Source organism: Photobacterium obscurum (genome assembly GCF_026191635.1).
Classification (GTDB): Bacteria; Pseudomonadota; Gammaproteobacteria; order Enterobacterales; family Vibrionaceae; genus Photobacterium; species Photobacterium obscurum.
In genome coordinates, this window is record NZ_JAKRRW010000014.1 from 46,565 (window position 1) to 62,188 (window position 15,624).

General features: G+C 49.8%; 20 protein-coding genes. 7 read left to right on the plus strand and 13 right to left on the minus strand.

Annotated elements, in window-relative coordinates; translation table 11 throughout:
- Positions 1-72: 72 nt before the first annotated feature.
- Positions 73-597: a ribosome biogenesis factor YjgA gene (gene yjgA / locus MD588_RS16700; RefSeq protein WP_265698634.1), complete on the minus strand. Its 525-nt coding sequence runs from the start codon at positions 595-597 to the stop codon at positions 73-75.
- A gap of 175 nt (positions 598-772) precedes the next feature.
- Here yjgA and pmbA point away from each other — a divergent pair, with 175 nt between their 5' ends.
- Entirely contained in the window at positions 773-2,116 is a 1,344-nt protein-coding gene (pmbA, locus tag MD588_RS16705) for a metalloprotease PmbA (RefSeq protein WP_265698637.1), read from the plus strand.
- Positions 2,117-2,292: 176 nt separating this feature from the next.
- On the opposite strand, the gene mgtE is transcribed toward pmbA, so the two are convergent.
- From mgtE to MD588_RS16765, 12 genes are all read right to left on the minus strand, one after another.
- A complete protein-coding gene (mgtE, locus tag MD588_RS16710) occupies positions 2,293-3,651 on the minus strand; it encodes a magnesium transporter (protein WP_265698639.1) in 1,359 nt (452 codons plus the stop codon).
- Positions 3,652-3,972: 321 nt separating this feature from the next.
- Positions 3,973-4,248, minus strand: coding sequence for an HPr family phosphocarrier protein (locus MD588_RS16715; RefSeq protein WP_265698640.1), 276 nt, complete (start codon positions 4,246-4,248; stop codon positions 3,973-3,975).
- On the minus strand, positions 4,248-5,096 hold the full coding sequence (gene rapZ / locus MD588_RS16720; RefSeq protein ID WP_265698641.1) for an RNase adapter RapZ: 849 nt from the start codon (positions 5,094-5,096) through the stop codon (positions 4,248-4,250). Before rapZ ends, MD588_RS16715 begins: the two co-directional genes overlap by 1 nt.
- Positions 5,097-5,136: 40 nt before the next feature.
- On the minus strand, positions 5,137-5,586 hold the full coding sequence (gene ptsN / locus MD588_RS16725; RefSeq protein ID WP_265698642.1) for a PTS IIA-like nitrogen regulatory protein PtsN: 450 nt from the start codon (positions 5,584-5,586) through the stop codon (positions 5,137-5,139).
- Between the two features lie 2 nt (positions 5,587-5,588).
- Positions 5,589-5,876, minus strand: coding sequence for a ribosome hibernation promoting factor (hpf, locus tag MD588_RS16730; RefSeq protein WP_064601809.1), 288 nt, complete (start codon positions 5,874-5,876; stop codon positions 5,589-5,591).
- A gap of 27 nt (positions 5,877-5,903) precedes the next feature.
- The gene (locus MD588_RS16735; RefSeq protein WP_265698643.1) at positions 5,904-7,391 is read right to left on the minus strand and encodes an RNA polymerase factor sigma-54; all 1,488 of its coding nucleotides are present in this window, start codon (positions 7,389-7,391) and stop codon (positions 5,904-5,906) included.
- Between the two features lie 110 nt (positions 7,392-7,501).
- Positions 7,502-8,227, minus strand: coding sequence for an LPS export ABC transporter ATP-binding protein (lptB, locus tag MD588_RS16740; protein ID WP_265698645.1), 726 nt, complete (start codon positions 8,225-8,227; stop codon positions 7,502-7,504).
- Between the two features lie 9 nt (positions 8,228-8,236).
- A complete protein-coding gene (gene lptA / locus MD588_RS16745) occupies positions 8,237-8,740 on the minus strand; it encodes a lipopolysaccharide transport periplasmic protein LptA (protein WP_265698647.1) in 504 nt (167 codons plus the stop codon).
- The gene (gene lptC / locus MD588_RS16750; protein ID WP_265698648.1) at positions 8,721-9,284 is read right to left on the minus strand and encodes an LPS export ABC transporter periplasmic protein LptC; all 564 of its coding nucleotides are present in this window, start codon (positions 9,282-9,284) and stop codon (positions 8,721-8,723) included. Before lptC ends, lptA begins: the two co-directional genes overlap by 20 nt.
- On the minus strand, positions 9,281-9,832 hold the full coding sequence (gene kdsC, locus MD588_RS16755) for a 3-deoxy-manno-octulosonate-8-phosphatase KdsC (RefSeq protein ID WP_265698649.1): 552 nt from the start codon (positions 9,830-9,832) through the stop codon (positions 9,281-9,283). The genes lptC and kdsC overlap by 4 nt, the downstream gene beginning before the upstream one ends.
- Entirely contained in the window at positions 9,832-10,803 is a 972-nt protein-coding gene (locus MD588_RS16760) for a KpsF/GutQ family sugar-phosphate isomerase (protein WP_265698650.1), read from the minus strand. The genes kdsC and MD588_RS16760 overlap by 1 nt, the downstream gene beginning before the upstream one ends.
- 14 nt (positions 10,804-10,817) lie before the next feature.
- On the minus strand, positions 10,818-11,783 hold the full coding sequence (locus tag MD588_RS16765) for a calcium/sodium antiporter (protein ID WP_265698652.1): 966 nt from the start codon (positions 11,781-11,783) through the stop codon (positions 10,818-10,820).
- A 390-nt stretch (positions 11,784-12,173) separates the two neighbouring features.
- Between MD588_RS16765 and mlaF the strand changes: the two genes are divergently transcribed.
- The 6 genes from mlaF to ibaG all read left to right on the plus strand — a co-directional run bounded on the left by mlaF (position 12,174) and on the right by ibaG (position 15,623).
- Positions 12,174-12,989, plus strand: a complete 816-nt coding sequence (mlaF, locus tag MD588_RS16770) for a phospholipid ABC transporter ATP-binding protein MlaF (RefSeq protein WP_265698653.1) — start codon at positions 12,174-12,176, stop codon at positions 12,987-12,989.
- Positions 12,990-13,086: 97 nt separating this feature from the next.
- On the plus strand, positions 13,087-13,869 hold the full coding sequence (gene mlaE / locus MD588_RS16775; protein WP_265698654.1) for a lipid asymmetry maintenance ABC transporter permease subunit MlaE: 783 nt from the start codon (positions 13,087-13,089) through the stop codon (positions 13,867-13,869).
- Positions 13,870-13,909: 40 nt separating this feature from the next.
- On the plus strand, positions 13,910-14,389 hold the full coding sequence (gene mlaD / locus MD588_RS16780; protein ID WP_265698655.1) for an outer membrane lipid asymmetry maintenance protein MlaD: 480 nt from the start codon (positions 13,910-13,912) through the stop codon (positions 14,387-14,389).
- An 8-nt stretch (positions 14,390-14,397) separates the two neighbouring features.
- A complete protein-coding gene (gene mlaC, locus MD588_RS16785) occupies positions 14,398-15,042 on the plus strand; it encodes a phospholipid-binding protein MlaC (protein ID WP_265698657.1) in 645 nt (214 codons plus the stop codon).
- The gene (locus tag MD588_RS16790) at positions 15,035-15,346 is read left to right on the plus strand and encodes an STAS domain-containing protein (RefSeq protein WP_265698659.1); all 312 of its coding nucleotides are present in this window, start codon (positions 15,035-15,037) and stop codon (positions 15,344-15,346) included. The genes mlaC and MD588_RS16790 overlap by 8 nt, the downstream gene beginning before the upstream one ends.
- A 19-nt stretch (positions 15,347-15,365) precedes the next feature.
- Complete coding sequence (gene ibaG, locus MD588_RS16795; protein ID WP_265698661.1) at positions 15,366-15,623, plus strand: BolA family iron metabolism protein IbaG; 258 nt, start codon at positions 15,366-15,368, stop codon at positions 15,621-15,623.
- Position 15,624: the final 1 nt, after the last annotated feature.

The following is a 15,624-nucleotide window of genomic DNA, read 5'->3' on the forward strand; positions in this document are numbered from 1 at the left end:
ATAAAAAATGCCAGCAAAGTGATTGCTGGCATTTTATTATTCAGGCGAATAAAAATTCGCTAGGGGGAGCGACTAGTCTTCCAGGTACAGTTCTTTCAGGTACTGGAAGATTTCGCGGTACGCTTTTGCTGGTTTGTTTTGCGCCTTTTCTTTGTTCGCCTGGCGGACAAGCTGGCGTAGACGTTGACGATCCGCATCAGGGTGGTCAACCATGATCGCATTGATCATGCTGTCGCCATTTTCGATCAGCTTGTCGCGCTTAAGCTCCAGCTTGCGCAGGGCAACCGTCGCCTGTGAGTGCTTGTTACGCAGCATGTCCAGAGCGGCTTGAATTGGCTCGACCTCAACTTGGCGCATTAGCTTGCCAACGCGCTGTAACTGGCGGCGGCGGGCTTCATTTTTAAAGCGCTGGGCGTCACGAACGGCATCCAGCAGTTCTTCGTCTAGCGGAATTTTTGCTAGCGCATTAGGCTTAAGCTCAACAAGCTCCTCACCAAGTTTTTGCAGGGCTTCCATATCGCGTTTCATCTCGGACTTACTTACCCAGATGATTTCTTCTTCCTCTTCCCAAGGGGCTTTTTGGTTTTTACGGCTCATAACAGGCTCACTAAAGAAGGTAATGGCTCTATTTTATCAGTTTAATCGTGATTTGGGGCGCAAATTACGCACAGGCGGTGTTATCCTATAAGTAATACTCATTTCATTGGGCTCCTTGTCGTTTTGACATGGTTAAACCAATGAAACTGTTATCATTTCCTGAGAAAGTGAAGGTATGGACGTAAGAGAACAGGTCGCACAGCAGCGCGTAGAGCTGGAAGCTGCGGTCGCAAAAGCATTAGAGCTGGCGGGTCAGCAGGCTGACGCTGCGGAAGTTGCTATTAATAAAACCACTGGTATCAGCGTATCCACCCGCATGTGTGACGTTGAGAATGTGGAGTTTAATAGCGATGGTGCGTTAGGTATCACCGTGTATCGCGGCCAGCGTAAAGGCAGTGCCTCTACGTCTGATTTGAGTGAGAATGCGATCGCTCAGACTGTTGCCGCAGCGCTGGATATCGCCCGTTATACGTCAGAGGATCCCTATGCCGGCCCTGGCCCGAAAGAGCTGATGGCCACGGATATTCCTGATTTGGACTTGTTCCATCCGGATGAGCCGGAACCTGATCATGCTGCTGCGATTGCTATTCAGGCAGAGCAGGCGGCACTGGATTATGATCCTCGCATCAAGCAAAGCGATGGTGCGAGCTATGATAGCCATTATGGGATCCGCGTTTATGGTAACAGCCACGGGATGTTGGCCAGTTACGCATCAAGCCGCCATAGCACCAGTTGCTGTGTGATCGCCGAAGGCAAGAACGGCGAGATGGAGCGTGATTATAGCTATACCACGGCGCGTCGTGCCGTTGACCTATGGACTCCTGAAAAGGTTGGTCAGCATGCAGCAGAGCGTACGGTCAGCCGTATTGACCCACAGAAGCTATCGACGCGAGAAGCGCCGATCATGTTTGCTGCTGATGTGGCAACCGGGTTGTTTGGTCACTTGGTTATGGCGATCAGTGGCTCTAACTTGTATCGCAAGTCGTCTTTCCTTCTTGATAAGCTTGATGAGCAGATTTTCCCTGAATGGATGAATATCAGCGAGCGTCCGCATATTCTTCGCGGTATGGCGAGTACGCCATTTGACAGTGAAGGTTTGGCAACGCACGATCGCGAAATTATTCAAGATGGTATTTTGCAGACCTATCTAATGACCAGTTACGCCGCACGTAAACTGGGCCGCCAGCCAACCGGACATGCTGGTGGTATTCATAACTGGCTGGTTCAGTCGACCGGTGAAGATTACAGCCAGATGCTGAAGAAAATGGACCGTGGCCTGTTGGTGACCGAGCTGATGGGGCAGGGAGTCAATATTGTTACGGGAGATTATTCACGTGGCGCAGCGGGTTTCTGGGTTGAAAATGGTGAGATCCAGTTCCCGGTCAGCGAGGTGACCATCGCCGGCAACCTGAAAGACATGATGCAAAATATCGTGGCAATTGGTACTGATACCGAGACCCGCAGCCAGATCCAGACCGGCTCGATGCTGCTTGATACAATGAAAATCGCAGGCGAGTAAAAGCGGTTAATAGGTACTGGGAAGTGCAGGCTCTAGGGAAGACAAGATGCTAGACTAAGCTTCAAAGCTCAGAATACCTGCCTTGCAGAGCCCAGGACCCAGGACTCAGAATCGAAAAAGCGAGAGCCGAAACTCTCGCTTTTCTTTTATCTCGCATCTCGCCACTGACTATATCTTTAAACGAGAAATATCGTTGCCATCCCCAGGAAGACTGACAGGCCGACGATATCGGTGATGGTGGTGAGTGCCATTCCGCCAGCCAGAGCGGGATCGATATTCAATTTCTTCAGTAGGATTGGAATACATACCCCGGCAATACCTGCTACCAGCAGGTTGGTCATCATCGCTCCGGCGATGATGACACCGAGTAGTAAGTTGCCTTTCCAGACCACAACCACGCCGCCGATGATGGCTGCCCAGAGAATACCGTTGATCAGGCCGACGCGGGCTTCTTTGCTGAGTAGCCAGCGGGTGTTGGTTTCACCGATATGGCCAACAGCCAGACCACGGATCACCAGAGCGACGGTTTGATTCCCCGCGACCCCACCCATCGATGGGACGATGGTCATTAAGATCGCAATGGCTGCCATTTTATCAAGGGTTGCTTCAAACATGTTCGATACTGACGCAGCTGCCAGTGCGGCGAGAACATTGACCCCCAGCCAGATACTCCGGCGTCGGGCGGATTTTATGACCGGGGCAAAGGTATCTTCATCATCTTCCATCCCCGCCATACTCATCATTGTGTGTTCGGCATCTTCACGGATAATATCAACCACGTCGTCAATGGTGATACGACCGACCAACTGGTTATTGGCATCAATAACCGGCGCAGACAGCCAGTTACGGCGTTCAAATAAGTTGGCGACTTCACTGTCATCCATATCGACAGGGATTGCCTCATCGGCATCATCCATGACCTCCTGGATTTCAGTATCTGGTTGGGTGGTGATCAGGGTAGAGAGCGACAAGTGACCAATTAGCTGCTCATTTTGGTCAACGACGTACAAGGCATCAGTGGCTTCAGGCAGCTCGCCCCTCATGCGTAAATATCGAAGAACCACATCGGCTGTCACATCACCACGGATGGTAATAAAGTCGGTACTCATGATGCCGCCGGCAGTTTCTTCCGGGTAGGCAAGTGCCTTTTCTACCCGGTGGCGGTCGGTGGCATCCATCTGCGCCAGTACTTCCCGGTATTTCTCGTCGGGCAGACTACGCAGAACGTAAGCCACATCATCGGTTTCCATCCCCTCGGTCACGGCCGCCAGTTTTTCTGGTTCCATTTGCGAGACGATACCGTCTTTTACATCTTCCGACAGCTCATCGAGGATCTCACCTTGCTCTTCCGGATCGGTCAGCTGCCATAGTACCTGGCGCTCTTTCGGCGGAGAGGCTTCTAGCAGGTGTGCGATGTCCTCCGGCTCCATCTCCTGGAGCATGCGGCGGACATGGACAAACATGCCGTTTTCAAGCGCTTGGTTGACTTCTTGTAGCGTCTGATGCGTCTGATCTTGTTCTAATACATCCGCCATTGGTCGTGGTACCCCAAATTACTCTGATGCCGGCCGCAATACCTTGAACAAGTGGTTGAAGTGAACAGGGAGAGTACCTGTAGGGTACCGTAGACTGCTTAGCTTGATTCAATCCAATGGCTATTGCGGCGCAATAAGCTGAATTTTAACGCAATAGTGTAGTGGTTGTCTCACCAGATCTGAGAGGAAATAAAGATTTAATCTGTCAGTAAAATAGGAGGGAATTACGGATAAGGAATGATTATGGCTCTGTTTACGACAAATAGCCCACAATCATTCGATTTACCGACCAGATTGACGAAGTTAACCTCATCGGTGAGTTTAATTTTCTTCGTCAAAACCTGCTTCAATCAGCTCGGCGACCGCGGTTAAGGCGGCTTCGGCATCTTTGCCGGCGGCACTGACGCAAACTTGTTGCCCTTGTGCAGACTCAAGCATCAACAACCCCATCACACTGTCTGCCGTTGCACTTTTCTCATCATTGCTGATCGTCACGGTAGCCTGAAAACTTTGAGCCAATTCAACCAGCTTAATTGCCGCGCGAGCATGCAGGCCAAGACGGTTCTTGATGAATAACTGGCGGCTTAAAGCGATCATTATTTGGCTTCCAGTGTACGGTGGCGCACTTGAATCTGATGGCCTTCATGGCGGAAGTGCTCTGCCAGTTGCTGGGCGATGTACACTGAACGGTGCTGACCGCCCGTACAGCCAATGGCAACGGTCAGGTAGCTGCGATTGTTCTTTTCCAGCATCGGAAGCCAGGTTTCAATGAAATTTCGAATCTGATAGATCAGCTGATTGACTTCGGCATGGCCGGAAAGAAACTCTTTGACGCCCTGATCCAGTCCCGTTAACGGTTTGAGTTCGGGTACCCAGTGCGGGTTAGGCAAAAAGCGGACATCAAAGACATAATCGGCATCGGTTGGCAAGCCATGCTTGAAGCCAAAAGATTCGAATACCATCACCAGTTCGCGTGTGTTACGGCCAAGTACTCGGGAACGAACCGTTTCACTAAGATCATGAATGGACTTGTTGGTCGTGTCAATCACCAGGTCGGCATGTTCTTTCAGTTCGCCCAGGCAGGCACTTTCCGACTGGATCGCCTGTTCCAGGCTCATATTGTCGCGGGAAAGCGGGTGTAGGCGGCGGGTTTCGCTATAACGCTTGACCAGTTCTTTATCGTCGGCATCCAGAAAGATCACGTTCACGTCCAGCTTTTCACTGAGTGAGTCCAGTGTCGAGCGGATCTCTTCAGGCTCATCAGGCATATTGCGAACATCGATACTGACCGCAATATCTTGCTGGTTATTTTCGACGGTGTTGACAAGCTGGGGCAACAGGTTTACCGGTAGGTTATCCACACAGTAATAGCCTAGATCTTCCAGCACCCGTAGGGCGACAGATTTTCCCGAACCAGAACGACCGCTTACGACCATTAACCTCATGGCTGGCATACCTCAAATAACAGAAAAGGGGGGATGGACATTATGAATCACAGGTAAGGATTTGATAAAGCTCTTCATCGCTTTTTGCGGTGCGTAGCTGTTTGCAGACTTGTTTGCTGCTCAGCTTTTCTGCCATGCAGGATAGGGTCTTCAGATGCTCTTTGCATTGTGCATCTGGTACCAGTAAGGCGAAGAGTAAATCGACGGGCTGGTTGTCGATGGCATCAAACTGGATCGGGTCCATACACTGAATCAGTACTGCGATGGCCTGATCACTGTTATTGATACGCCCGTGAGGGATCGCGATGCCATTGCCTATGCCGGTACTCCCCATTTTTTCACGGTTAAGCATACACTCGAACAGTGGCTGGGGGTTTTGGTCTAGGTGTTCAGCAGCAATTTCGCTGATGATCTCAAGGGCGCGTTTTTTGCTGGAGCAGTGAACTGCACTCTTGGTGCAGTCCAGGCTCAATACAGTACTCAGTTGCATGATTAGTGGCTATTGAGTTTATCTTTGTGTTTGTTTAATTGACGAACCAGTTTATCAGTTAATGCGTCAATAGCGGCATACATATTTTCAGAATCCGCTTTGGCGTGGATTTCTCCCGCGTTAATGTGCAAGGTCGCTTCTGCCACCTGCTGTAATTTTTCAACGTTCAGAATCACATGGACATTATTAATCTTATCAAAAAAGCGTTCCAGCTTATCGAACTTAGTCGTTACGTAATCACGTAGAGACGGGGTAATTTCGACATGGTGCCCTGTGAGATTAATTTGCATAGACATCTTCCTTCTGTTGGCGTCTGACTAGAGCAGACGTTTTCGCTGATTTGACGGCGGGATCCCCAGTGATTCACGGTATTTGGCGATAGTTCGCCGTGCAACCATGATGCCCTGTTCCGCCAGTAATGTAGCAATTTTACTGTCACTTAGTGGCTTCGCCTGATTTTCAGCGGCAACCAGTTTCTTCACCAGTGCCCGGATTGCGGTTGAGGAACACTCTCCCCCGTTATCCGTACTAACGTGACTTGAGAAGAAATACTTCAATTCAAAAATACCACGAGGAGTGTGCATATATTTCTGCGTTGTCACTCGTGAAATCGTTGATTCATGCATGTCCACTGCCAGTGCAATATCGTTGAGCACCATTGGCTTCATGGCTTCTTCGCCATACTCAAAGAAGTCCTGTTGGTGTTCAACAATGCAGCGGGCGACTTTCAGCAGCGTTTCGTTGCGGCTTTCCAGACTTTTTATCAGCCATTTTGCATCCTGCAGGTGAGAGCGGATGAACTGGCTGTCTGCACTGTTGCGGGTGTTTTTACTTAATGCGGCATATTGTTGATTGACTCGGATACGCGGCACGCTATCGGGATTGATGGTGACGACCCACTTACCGTGATCTTTAAATACAGAGACATCCGGCACCACATACTCAGTTTCAGAGGCGACGACACGGTTACCCGGGCGTGGATCCAAATCGTGGATCAGCTGCATTACCGCTTTCAGCTCGGTTTCTTTGAGCTTGGTTTCACGCATTAACTGGCGATAGTCCCGGTTGGCTAGCAGATCAATATGCTGGCTAAGAAGGATTTTAGCCTCTTTCAGCCAAGGCGTATCTTCCGGGAAGGTGGCAAGTTGAAGTAGCAGGCATTCCTGTAGGTTGCGAGAGGCAACCCCGAGCGGGTCAAATTGCTGTACACGCTTTAATACCGCTTCGACTTCATCCAGCTCAACTTCCTCATTGCCCATGCTTTCCAGGATTTCGTCGGTAGAGCAGGTAAGGTAGCCTTTTTCATCGACCGCATCGATAATCGCGGTGGCAATCGTCAAATCCGTGTCACTGAATGGTGTCAGCTGAACCTGCCACATCAGGTAGTCCTGTAGGCTTTCAGTGGTTTCGCCTTGGTAGACCGGCATCTCGTCATCAAGCGCGATACCGGTACTGCCGGTACCGGCACTATAGACATCGTCCCAAGTGGTATCGACTGGGAGTTCTTCGGGCATCTCGCGTTGTTCGATGGCTTCGGAAGCATCGAAAGACTCAGGCTCGTTGCCTGCGTCGGTTTCCGCAGCAGAAAGCTCGGCGTTGTCCTGACCGTCGGCTTTGTTGTCATCAGCGGTAGAAGCCGCTTCATTGAGGTTCTCATCCAGCTCCAACAGCGGGTTAGCGTCCAGTGCTTCTTGGATTTCTTGCTGAAGATCCAAGGTTGATAATTGCAACAGGCGAATTGCTTGCTGCAATTGCGGCGTCATTGCCAGTTGTTGACCTAGTTTGAGCTGGAGCGAGGTTTTCATATATGTGTATGTACCTTGTTGTTATCTTTAGTGTTGGTCGCTAAGCACCATGTACAGTCGGTTTCCGTTAACTGATGATGGTGCCTGCTCCTGGTACGTCCTATTAATAACTATAGACGGAACTGGTCACCCAGATAGACTCGTTTTACATGCTCATCATTGAGTACGTCACTTGGTGTGCCATGGGCAATTAGTTGCCCCTGGCTGACGATATAAGCGTGCTCGCAGACATCCAGAGTCTCTCTGACATTATGGTCGGTGATCAGCACACCCAGCCCACGATCCCGCAAATGTTCGATGATTTTTTTGATGTCGATCACTGATATAGGATCGACCCCGGCAAAAGGCTCATCAAGCAAAATGAATTTCGGGTTAGCAGCCAGTGCCCGAGCGATCTCGACGCGGCGGCGCTCACCCCCTGATAATGCCATGCCTAGACTGTTACGAATGTGCTGAATGTTGAATTCATCCAATAATTCTTCCAGTTTGTCTTGGCGTTCGGCCTTGCTCAGCTCTTTGCGAGTCTGCAATACCGCCATCAGGTTGTCGTGTACGCTGAGTTTGCGGAAAATCGACGCTTCCTGCGGCAGGTAGCCAATCCCCATTCTTGAGCGATTGTGCATCGGCTGCAAGCTGATATCAGTTTCGTCGATAGTGATCTTGCCTTCGTCACGGGCTACCAGACCAACAATCATGTAAAACGAGGTGGTCTTGCCAGCACCATTGGGACCTAGTAGCCCGACGATTTTGCCTGATTGTACTTCCAGGCTAACGTCTGAAACGACTTTACGGCCGTTATAGCTTTTAGCCAGATGTTCTGCTTTTAACGTTGCCATATTTGTCGCTTATTTATTGTTCTGATTGATCTGGTTAGGTTGCAGTATGGTCGTGACACGCTTTTTCTTGCCACTTTCTGCGACGAGTTTCTGTTCATCAATCTTGTAGCTGATAACCTTGCCCTGGATCTCACTGCCTTCCTGGATCAGGATGGCTTCATCGGTCATCTTCAGAAATTCAGTGGATGTTTCGTAACGCATTTTCCGCGCCGCCCCATCAATAGGCTTACCATCGTCCATGATCTGGTGGAACGTTGCAGGTTTACCATAGGCATCGATGGTTTCTTTGCCTTCATTGCCACCAGGGCGGGTTACCACCACTTTATCAGCACGAATATCGATACTACCCTGACGCAGGATCACGTTACCGGTGAAAGTGACGATATTCTTCTGAATATCGAGTTCCTGGTTATCAGAGTTAATATATATCGGTTGCTCGGTATCGTTACTTAATGCCCAGCTTGATGCACTGATACAAAGGCAGAGCAGGGTACTAATTTTGTAAAGCTTCATATCTACCTTTTACATTTTCCAATAAGGTCGCCACGCTGCGGTCCATGTTGCCTTTCATTCCCGTGCCTTCATTTTGGAAGGCGCTGCCGGTAATGGTGACATGATCAGGCGTGTCAAAATCTTTGCTGATCAGATCAAGCCGCAAGCTGTCTGTTTGGATCACTTTGATTGCAGATGCCGGCAATAAGTTAAAAATACGGACATTGCCATTCATTTGTAGTACTTGGTTCTTATCGAGCCTAGCCGTGCTGGAACTGATACGCCATTCCGTGTCTGTGCCATCACGATAAACCCAAAGTACGGGTTCTATAAAATCAGTGTCGCCGCTTTTACTGAAATGCTCCAGATAATCAGAGTCAATCTGATAGCTGCGTAAACCTGACTCGTTAAACGAGGTGTTTACCACAGCACTGCCGGTAAACAGCGGTTTCTCTGCATCCGGCTCTACCTGCACATCCTCCTGCCAGTACTTGTCCAGCAGGTAGTAGCCAGTCCATGCACAGATCAGTAACAGCAATGCATAGAGTAGCTTTTGTAAGGTCATATACTTAAGCCTTTATGTTTATCTAATTCGCCTTTGGCTTCAAGGATTAGGTCACAAACCTCACGTACTGCACCGTATCCGCCCTGAATTCGGGTGATGAAGTCGGCACGGCGGGCCAGAAGGGGATGACCGTCTGCCACACAGACAGAAAGGCCAACTTTTTCCATTACCGGCCAGTCAATCAGATCGTCACCAATGTAGGCGGTATGTTCCGGGGCGATCCCAAGGTTTTGCTGAATATCGGCATAAGAGGCTAGCTTGTTGTCTTGCCCCTGGTATACGTGCTTGATACCCAGAGCCGACATTCGGTTTTCCACAATGGCAGATTTGCGGCCGGTAACAATGGCAATTTCTACCCCGGCGCCCATCAATGACTTGATGCCGTAGCCGTCGCGGGTATGAAACGTTTTTAGTTCTTCGCCGTCATTCCCCATGTAAATCCGGCCATCGGAAAAAACACCGTCTACATCGCAGATCAGCAGGCGGATATTTTTCGCTGCCTGATATACGGTTTGACAGACCGGACCATAAATAGTTTCTATCTGCATTACATGACTCCGGCTTTAAGCAAATCGTGCATGTTCAGGGCGCCGACCAAACGACCTTCCTCGGTGACCAGCAAGCCATTAATTTTGCGGTCTTCCATCATTTTTAATCCTTCCGCCGCCAATAGGTGGGGAGGGATCGTCGCCGGTTTTTTGGTCATCACTTCACCAATCGTGGTGTTATGAATATCAATACGGTTATCCAGCAGGCGGCGTAAATCACCGTCGGTGAAGATACCGCTGAGCTGATGCTGGGTATCAATAATTGCCGTCATTCCCAGTCCTTTGCGAGAGACTTCCAGTAGTGCATCTTTAATCGTGGCATCTTCAGCGACAACTGGCAGCATGTCGCCAGTGTGCATGACATCGGCAATACGCAGCAGTAATTTTCGGCCCAAGGCTCCGCCTGGATGGGATAGCGCAAAATCATCGGCGGTAAAGCCGCGGGCTTCCATTAGGGCGATAGCCAGTGCATCCCCCATGGCGAGGGTGGCAGTGGTGCTGGAGGTCGGTGCCAAGTTCAACGGACAAGCCTCTTGAGCCACGGTAATTTGAAGATGGATCTGAGCTAATTTGGCCATGCTGGATTCGGGTTTGCCCGTCATGCTGATCAGCGGGATCCCCAAACGTTTAATTACTGGCAGCAGGGTCAGAATTTCCGAGGCTTCGCCGGAATTGGAAATGGCTAGTACCACATCGCCTTTTTTTATCATCCCCAGATCGCCATGACTGGCTTCTCCAGGGTGAACAAAGAAAGATGGGGTGCCGGTACTGGCCAGCGTTGCAGCAATTTTATTGCCGATATGGCCTGATTTACCCATTCCCATCACGATGACTTTGCCGGTGCAACTCGCGATGAGTTCACATGCATCGGTAAAACTGCCGTTAATGTACTGGGTCAGCTTTTGCAGTGCTTCTGCTTCAATTTCAATGACTTTGCGGCCAAAATCGCAATAATTAAACGTATCAGACATGGTATTGGTCTCCGTTAAGCCGCTAGATTATAAAACAGATAGCCTTGATAGGCGACAAAGCAACAAACCAGTAGCCCACCTTCTAGTCGGTTGATCCTGCGGCGCTTTCCAAGTGCCATAAGAAGTAGCAATACAGAGACAGCAAGCATGACGTAATAGTCACGGCCCATTGCCAGCGGGCTAAGTACTGATGGGTTAAGAAGACCAGGGATCCCCATGACGGCAAGAATATTGAAGACATTGGAGCCGATAATGTTGCCGACTGCCATATCGTCCTCGCCTTTGTAGATACTGGCCACGGAAGCGGCAAGCTCTGGTAGGCTGGTACCAATGGCAATGATCGTCAGGCCGATCACCAAATCACTCATACCGAAGAACTTGGCGATGGTCACTGCTGAGTCGACCAGCATGCTGGCAGCATAAGGGAGCAGAACCAGCCCGACAATGACCCAAACTATCGCGGCCTTGCTGCTGACGCCGTCCGGGATTTCGGACTCTTGTTCCTCGGCCAACGGATCTCCTGATGCTTTGGCGTTGCGGCTGATGTGCAGCATGGCAAGCAGGAAGGCGATGAATAGGATAACCAGCAGGACGCCCTCTAGGAAGCCCAGGTGGCTGTCCCATAGCAAGGCGCCGGCGATCAGGGTGACGACCATCATTAAAGGTAGTTCGCGGCGAATAATGTCAGAGCTGATTGCCAGTGGTTTGAGTATTGCGGTCAGACCAAGGATCAATGCGATATTGGCGATGTTGGAGCCCAGCACGTTACCCACCGCGGTGTCAGTTTTACCGGCAAGAGCCGCTGTTGCAGAAACCATCATTTCCGGTGCGGATGAGCCCATGGCAAGAATGGTCATACCTATGACTAATGGCGCAACACCAAGGTTTTTTGCCAGCGCTGCCGCGCCAAAAACAAGTCGATCCGCACTCCATACCAGTAAGGCTAAACCAATACAGAGCAACACAATGGCTTCGAGCATTCTTATCCCTTTTGTCGTAAATCTTTAGATAGAAGTTAAGAGGACAATTTTGACGGTTCGCTGAGTAAAAGGAAAGTAAAAGCCGCGACAAATTGTTGGGAGGATCAGTTTTAGGTTCCGGTAGGTTCCAATCTTCACTCAAATCAGGGCAGAAAAGGGAGTGTCACACTGTTGGGACTGGGGGCGGTGGGTCTCGGAGGCTAAAAAATTACGGCATAATGGTGATAGTGAATGAAATAACACAGAACTTACAGTTATCGTCTTGAGTTGGCTGCGTAATGTACCTATGATCGATGTTTAATTGTTAAATGATTAATAATATTAATTATATCGCCCCATCACTGGATGGCGAGAGTTACAGACAGGGCCGGAGAGGCCGACAGGATGGCTATGGAACCGACTGAAGCGCTAGTTTCAATCAAAAACATGACGTTTTCGCGGGGAGACCGCAAAATCTTTGATGATGTGTCGCTGGATGTGCCAAAGGGAAAAGTGACGGCCATTATGGGGCCGTCAGGTATTGGTAAAACGACCCTGCTGAGGCTGATTGGCGGCCAGATCCTGCCCGACAGTGGTGAGGTGTGGTTTGAACATTGGAATATACCAGCCTTGAGTCGCAGCGAGCTGTACCAGGCGCGTAACAAGATGAGCATGCTATTTCAGTCTGGGGCGCTGTTCACCGATATGACGGTGTTTGACAATGTCGCTTTCCCGCTACGAGAGCATACCGACTTGCCGGAAGATTTGTTGCGTACGTTAGTGCTATTAAAGTTGGAAGCGGTTGGTTTGCGCGGAGCTGCACAACTCATGCCCAACGAACTGTCTGGCGGTATGGCGCGACGCGCAGCGCTGGCAAGAGCGATCGCCCTGGATCCCGACATGATCATGTATGATGAACCGTTTGTCGGCCAAGACCCGATCACTATGGGCGTATTGGTAACGCTGATCCAAAGCCTGAACAAGGCACTAGGGATCACGTCGGTGATCGTGTCTCATGATGTGCCGGAGGTGATGAGCATTGCCGATCATGTTTACTTGCTCTCAGGGGGCAAGGTGATAGGTCAGGGAACCCCCGATGAATTGAGGGCGAACCCTGATCCGAAAATCCGCCAGTTTCTTGATGGGGATGCCGACGGTCCCGTGCCGTTTAAGTTTCCGTCGCGGAGTTTGAGCGATGATCTTTTTGGAATGGCAGAGCAGAACTAGTACAGAGTTAATTGAAAACGACATGGGTGCTAGCGTGTCGGTTGTTCATTTGGTCGACTAGTGCAGGTATTTATAAATAATAAGGTAATTACCAATAATGATAGCGGATTTTGTTGCACGACAGGGACGGCGAGGGATCGATTATTGCCAGACTCTGGGTCGGGCAAGTTTATTGCTTTATGGAGCATTGGTTCATAAGCCCGAGCCGAGAAAAATGTTTCCGCTGCTGATGAAGCAGCTGTATTCAGTGGGGGTGTTGTCTGTCGCAATCATCCTTGTTTCCGGGTTGTTTATTGGCATGGTCTTGAGTCTTCAGGGCTACATTGTGCTGGTCGATTTCGGCGCCGAAACGAGCCTGGGGCAAATGGTGGCTTTGTCGTTGCTGCGGGAGCTGGGCCCTGTGGTTACCGCATTGCTGTTTGCGGGTCGTGCCGGGTCGGCATTGACGGCTGAGATTGGCCTGATGAAAGCCACCGAGCAGTTGTCGAGTCTGGAGATGATGGCGGTCGATCCGCTACGAAGGGTTATTGCTCCTCGCTTCTGGGCCGGTGTCATTTCGATGCCGTTGCTGGCATTGCTGTTTTGCGCCATTGGTATTTGGGGCGGCCAGTTGGTCGGTGTGGATTGGAAGGGAATTGATCACGGCAGTTTCTGGTCGGTGATGCAGTCCTCGGTAGAGCTTGGCTATGATGTTGGCAACAGCATTATCAAAGCGGTGGTGTTTGCAATCACTGTCACCTGGATTGCGGTGTTTAACGGCTATGACTCGGTACCGACATCTGAAGGGATCAGTCGGGCGACAACACGTACAGTGGTGAATTCGTCATTGGCAGTTTTGGGATTGGATTTTGTGCTAACTGCTTTAATGTTCGGAAACTAATAAGCAGTTTGGCGACTAACGTAACGTTGGGAATTAACGGATGCAACAGATTAAAAAATTAGAATTATGGGTTGGGAGTTTTGTTCTTGCAGGGGTTGTTGCCTTGCTGGTGCTAGTTTTCAAAGTTGCGGATGTGCAGAGCATCGGCGGTAACGACTCTTATACCCTGAAAGCTCAGTTCGATAACGTCGGTGGGTTGAAGGTACGTTCACCGATTAAGGTCGGCGGGGTGACGGTCGGTAAAATTACCGCGATTACTTTGGATACCGAGAATTACATTCCGGTTGTTACCATGGCTATCGAGAAAAAGTATGGTTTCTTTCCTGAAACCAGTTCTGCTGCCATCCTTACATCAGGGCTATTGGGTGAGCAGTATCTGGGGATCGTACCGGGCTTTATTGATGAAGATATTGAGATGCTTGCAGACGGTGACTTAATCGAAGATACCAAGTCGGCATTAGTGCTGGAAGATATGATTGGCCAGGTGCTGTATAGCATTGGCGGTGATAGTGATAAATAGGGGATATGATGAAATTTGTTCGATATATGTTGTTGATGCTAGTTTCGTTGCCTTGGATTGCACAAGCTACGGCTATCGATAAAACCGATCCGTACCTGATGATGGAGAAAGTGTCCCAGGTAACGTTTGATCGTCTGAAATCGGAGCAGGCCCAGATCCAGCGTAATCCGGAATTGCTACGCAACGTGGTTAGGCAGGAGTTACTGCCTTACATCAACACCCGTTATGCCGCTTATAAAGTCCTTGGGCCACAGCTGAAAAAAACCACCAAGGTACAGCGTAATGATTTCGTGGATGCGTTCACAGATTACCTAGTGGCTTCTTATGCGCAGGTGCTGACTCAGTATACCGATCAGGATATAAAGATCGAGTCACCGAAGTCGGTACCGGCGAACCGTACTATCGTATCGGTACGAGTTGATATTCTGGAAACCCAGCGTCCGCCTATTCGTCTGGACTTCAAATTGCGTAAAAACAAGAAGACCAACGAGTGGCAGGGCTACGATATGGTGGCTGAAGGCGTCAGTATGATCGCCACCAAACAGAGCGAATGGAGCGGTCAACTTCGTACCGAAGGGGTCGATGCCGTAACTACCAACCTCAGAACGCTTGCGGCGAAACCGATTCGTCGTGAGGATAAAAACAATGACTAAGCCGAAGATTGAGTGGCTAGTCCAGGAAAATGGGTTTTATTGCTTGTCAGGCGAACTGGAACGTGACACAGTTCCAGCTTTTTGGCAGCAAAGACATAAATGGATGCCGCAGGATGCCAGGGTAAAGCTCGATCTCTCTGCTTTAACGCGGGTAGATTCTGCGGGTATGGTGATGCTGCTTCATGTATATCAACAGCTCAGCAGTAATGGCAGCGAACTGTCATTATTGAATGTGCCGGAACAGCTTATTACTTTGCTACGCCTGAGCCATGTCGAATCAATGTTAGCTGCTTGTATTGACTAAGCAGCAAAGAGGATAGCTTGTGGAAATCTCCGAAATTAAACAAATTCTGGAAAATGCCTTAGAACTTGATGAAATCATCGTTAAAGGCGAAGGCAGCCACTATGAAGTGATTGCTGTAGGTACCATCTTTGAAGGCATGAGCCGAGTGAAGAAGCAGCAGACGATCTATGGTCCGCTAATGGGACAGATTGCGGCGAACGACATTCATGCGTTGAGTATTAAAACATTCACTCCGGAAGAGTGGGCGCGTGATAAAAAGCTAATGTCGCTGTCCTAAG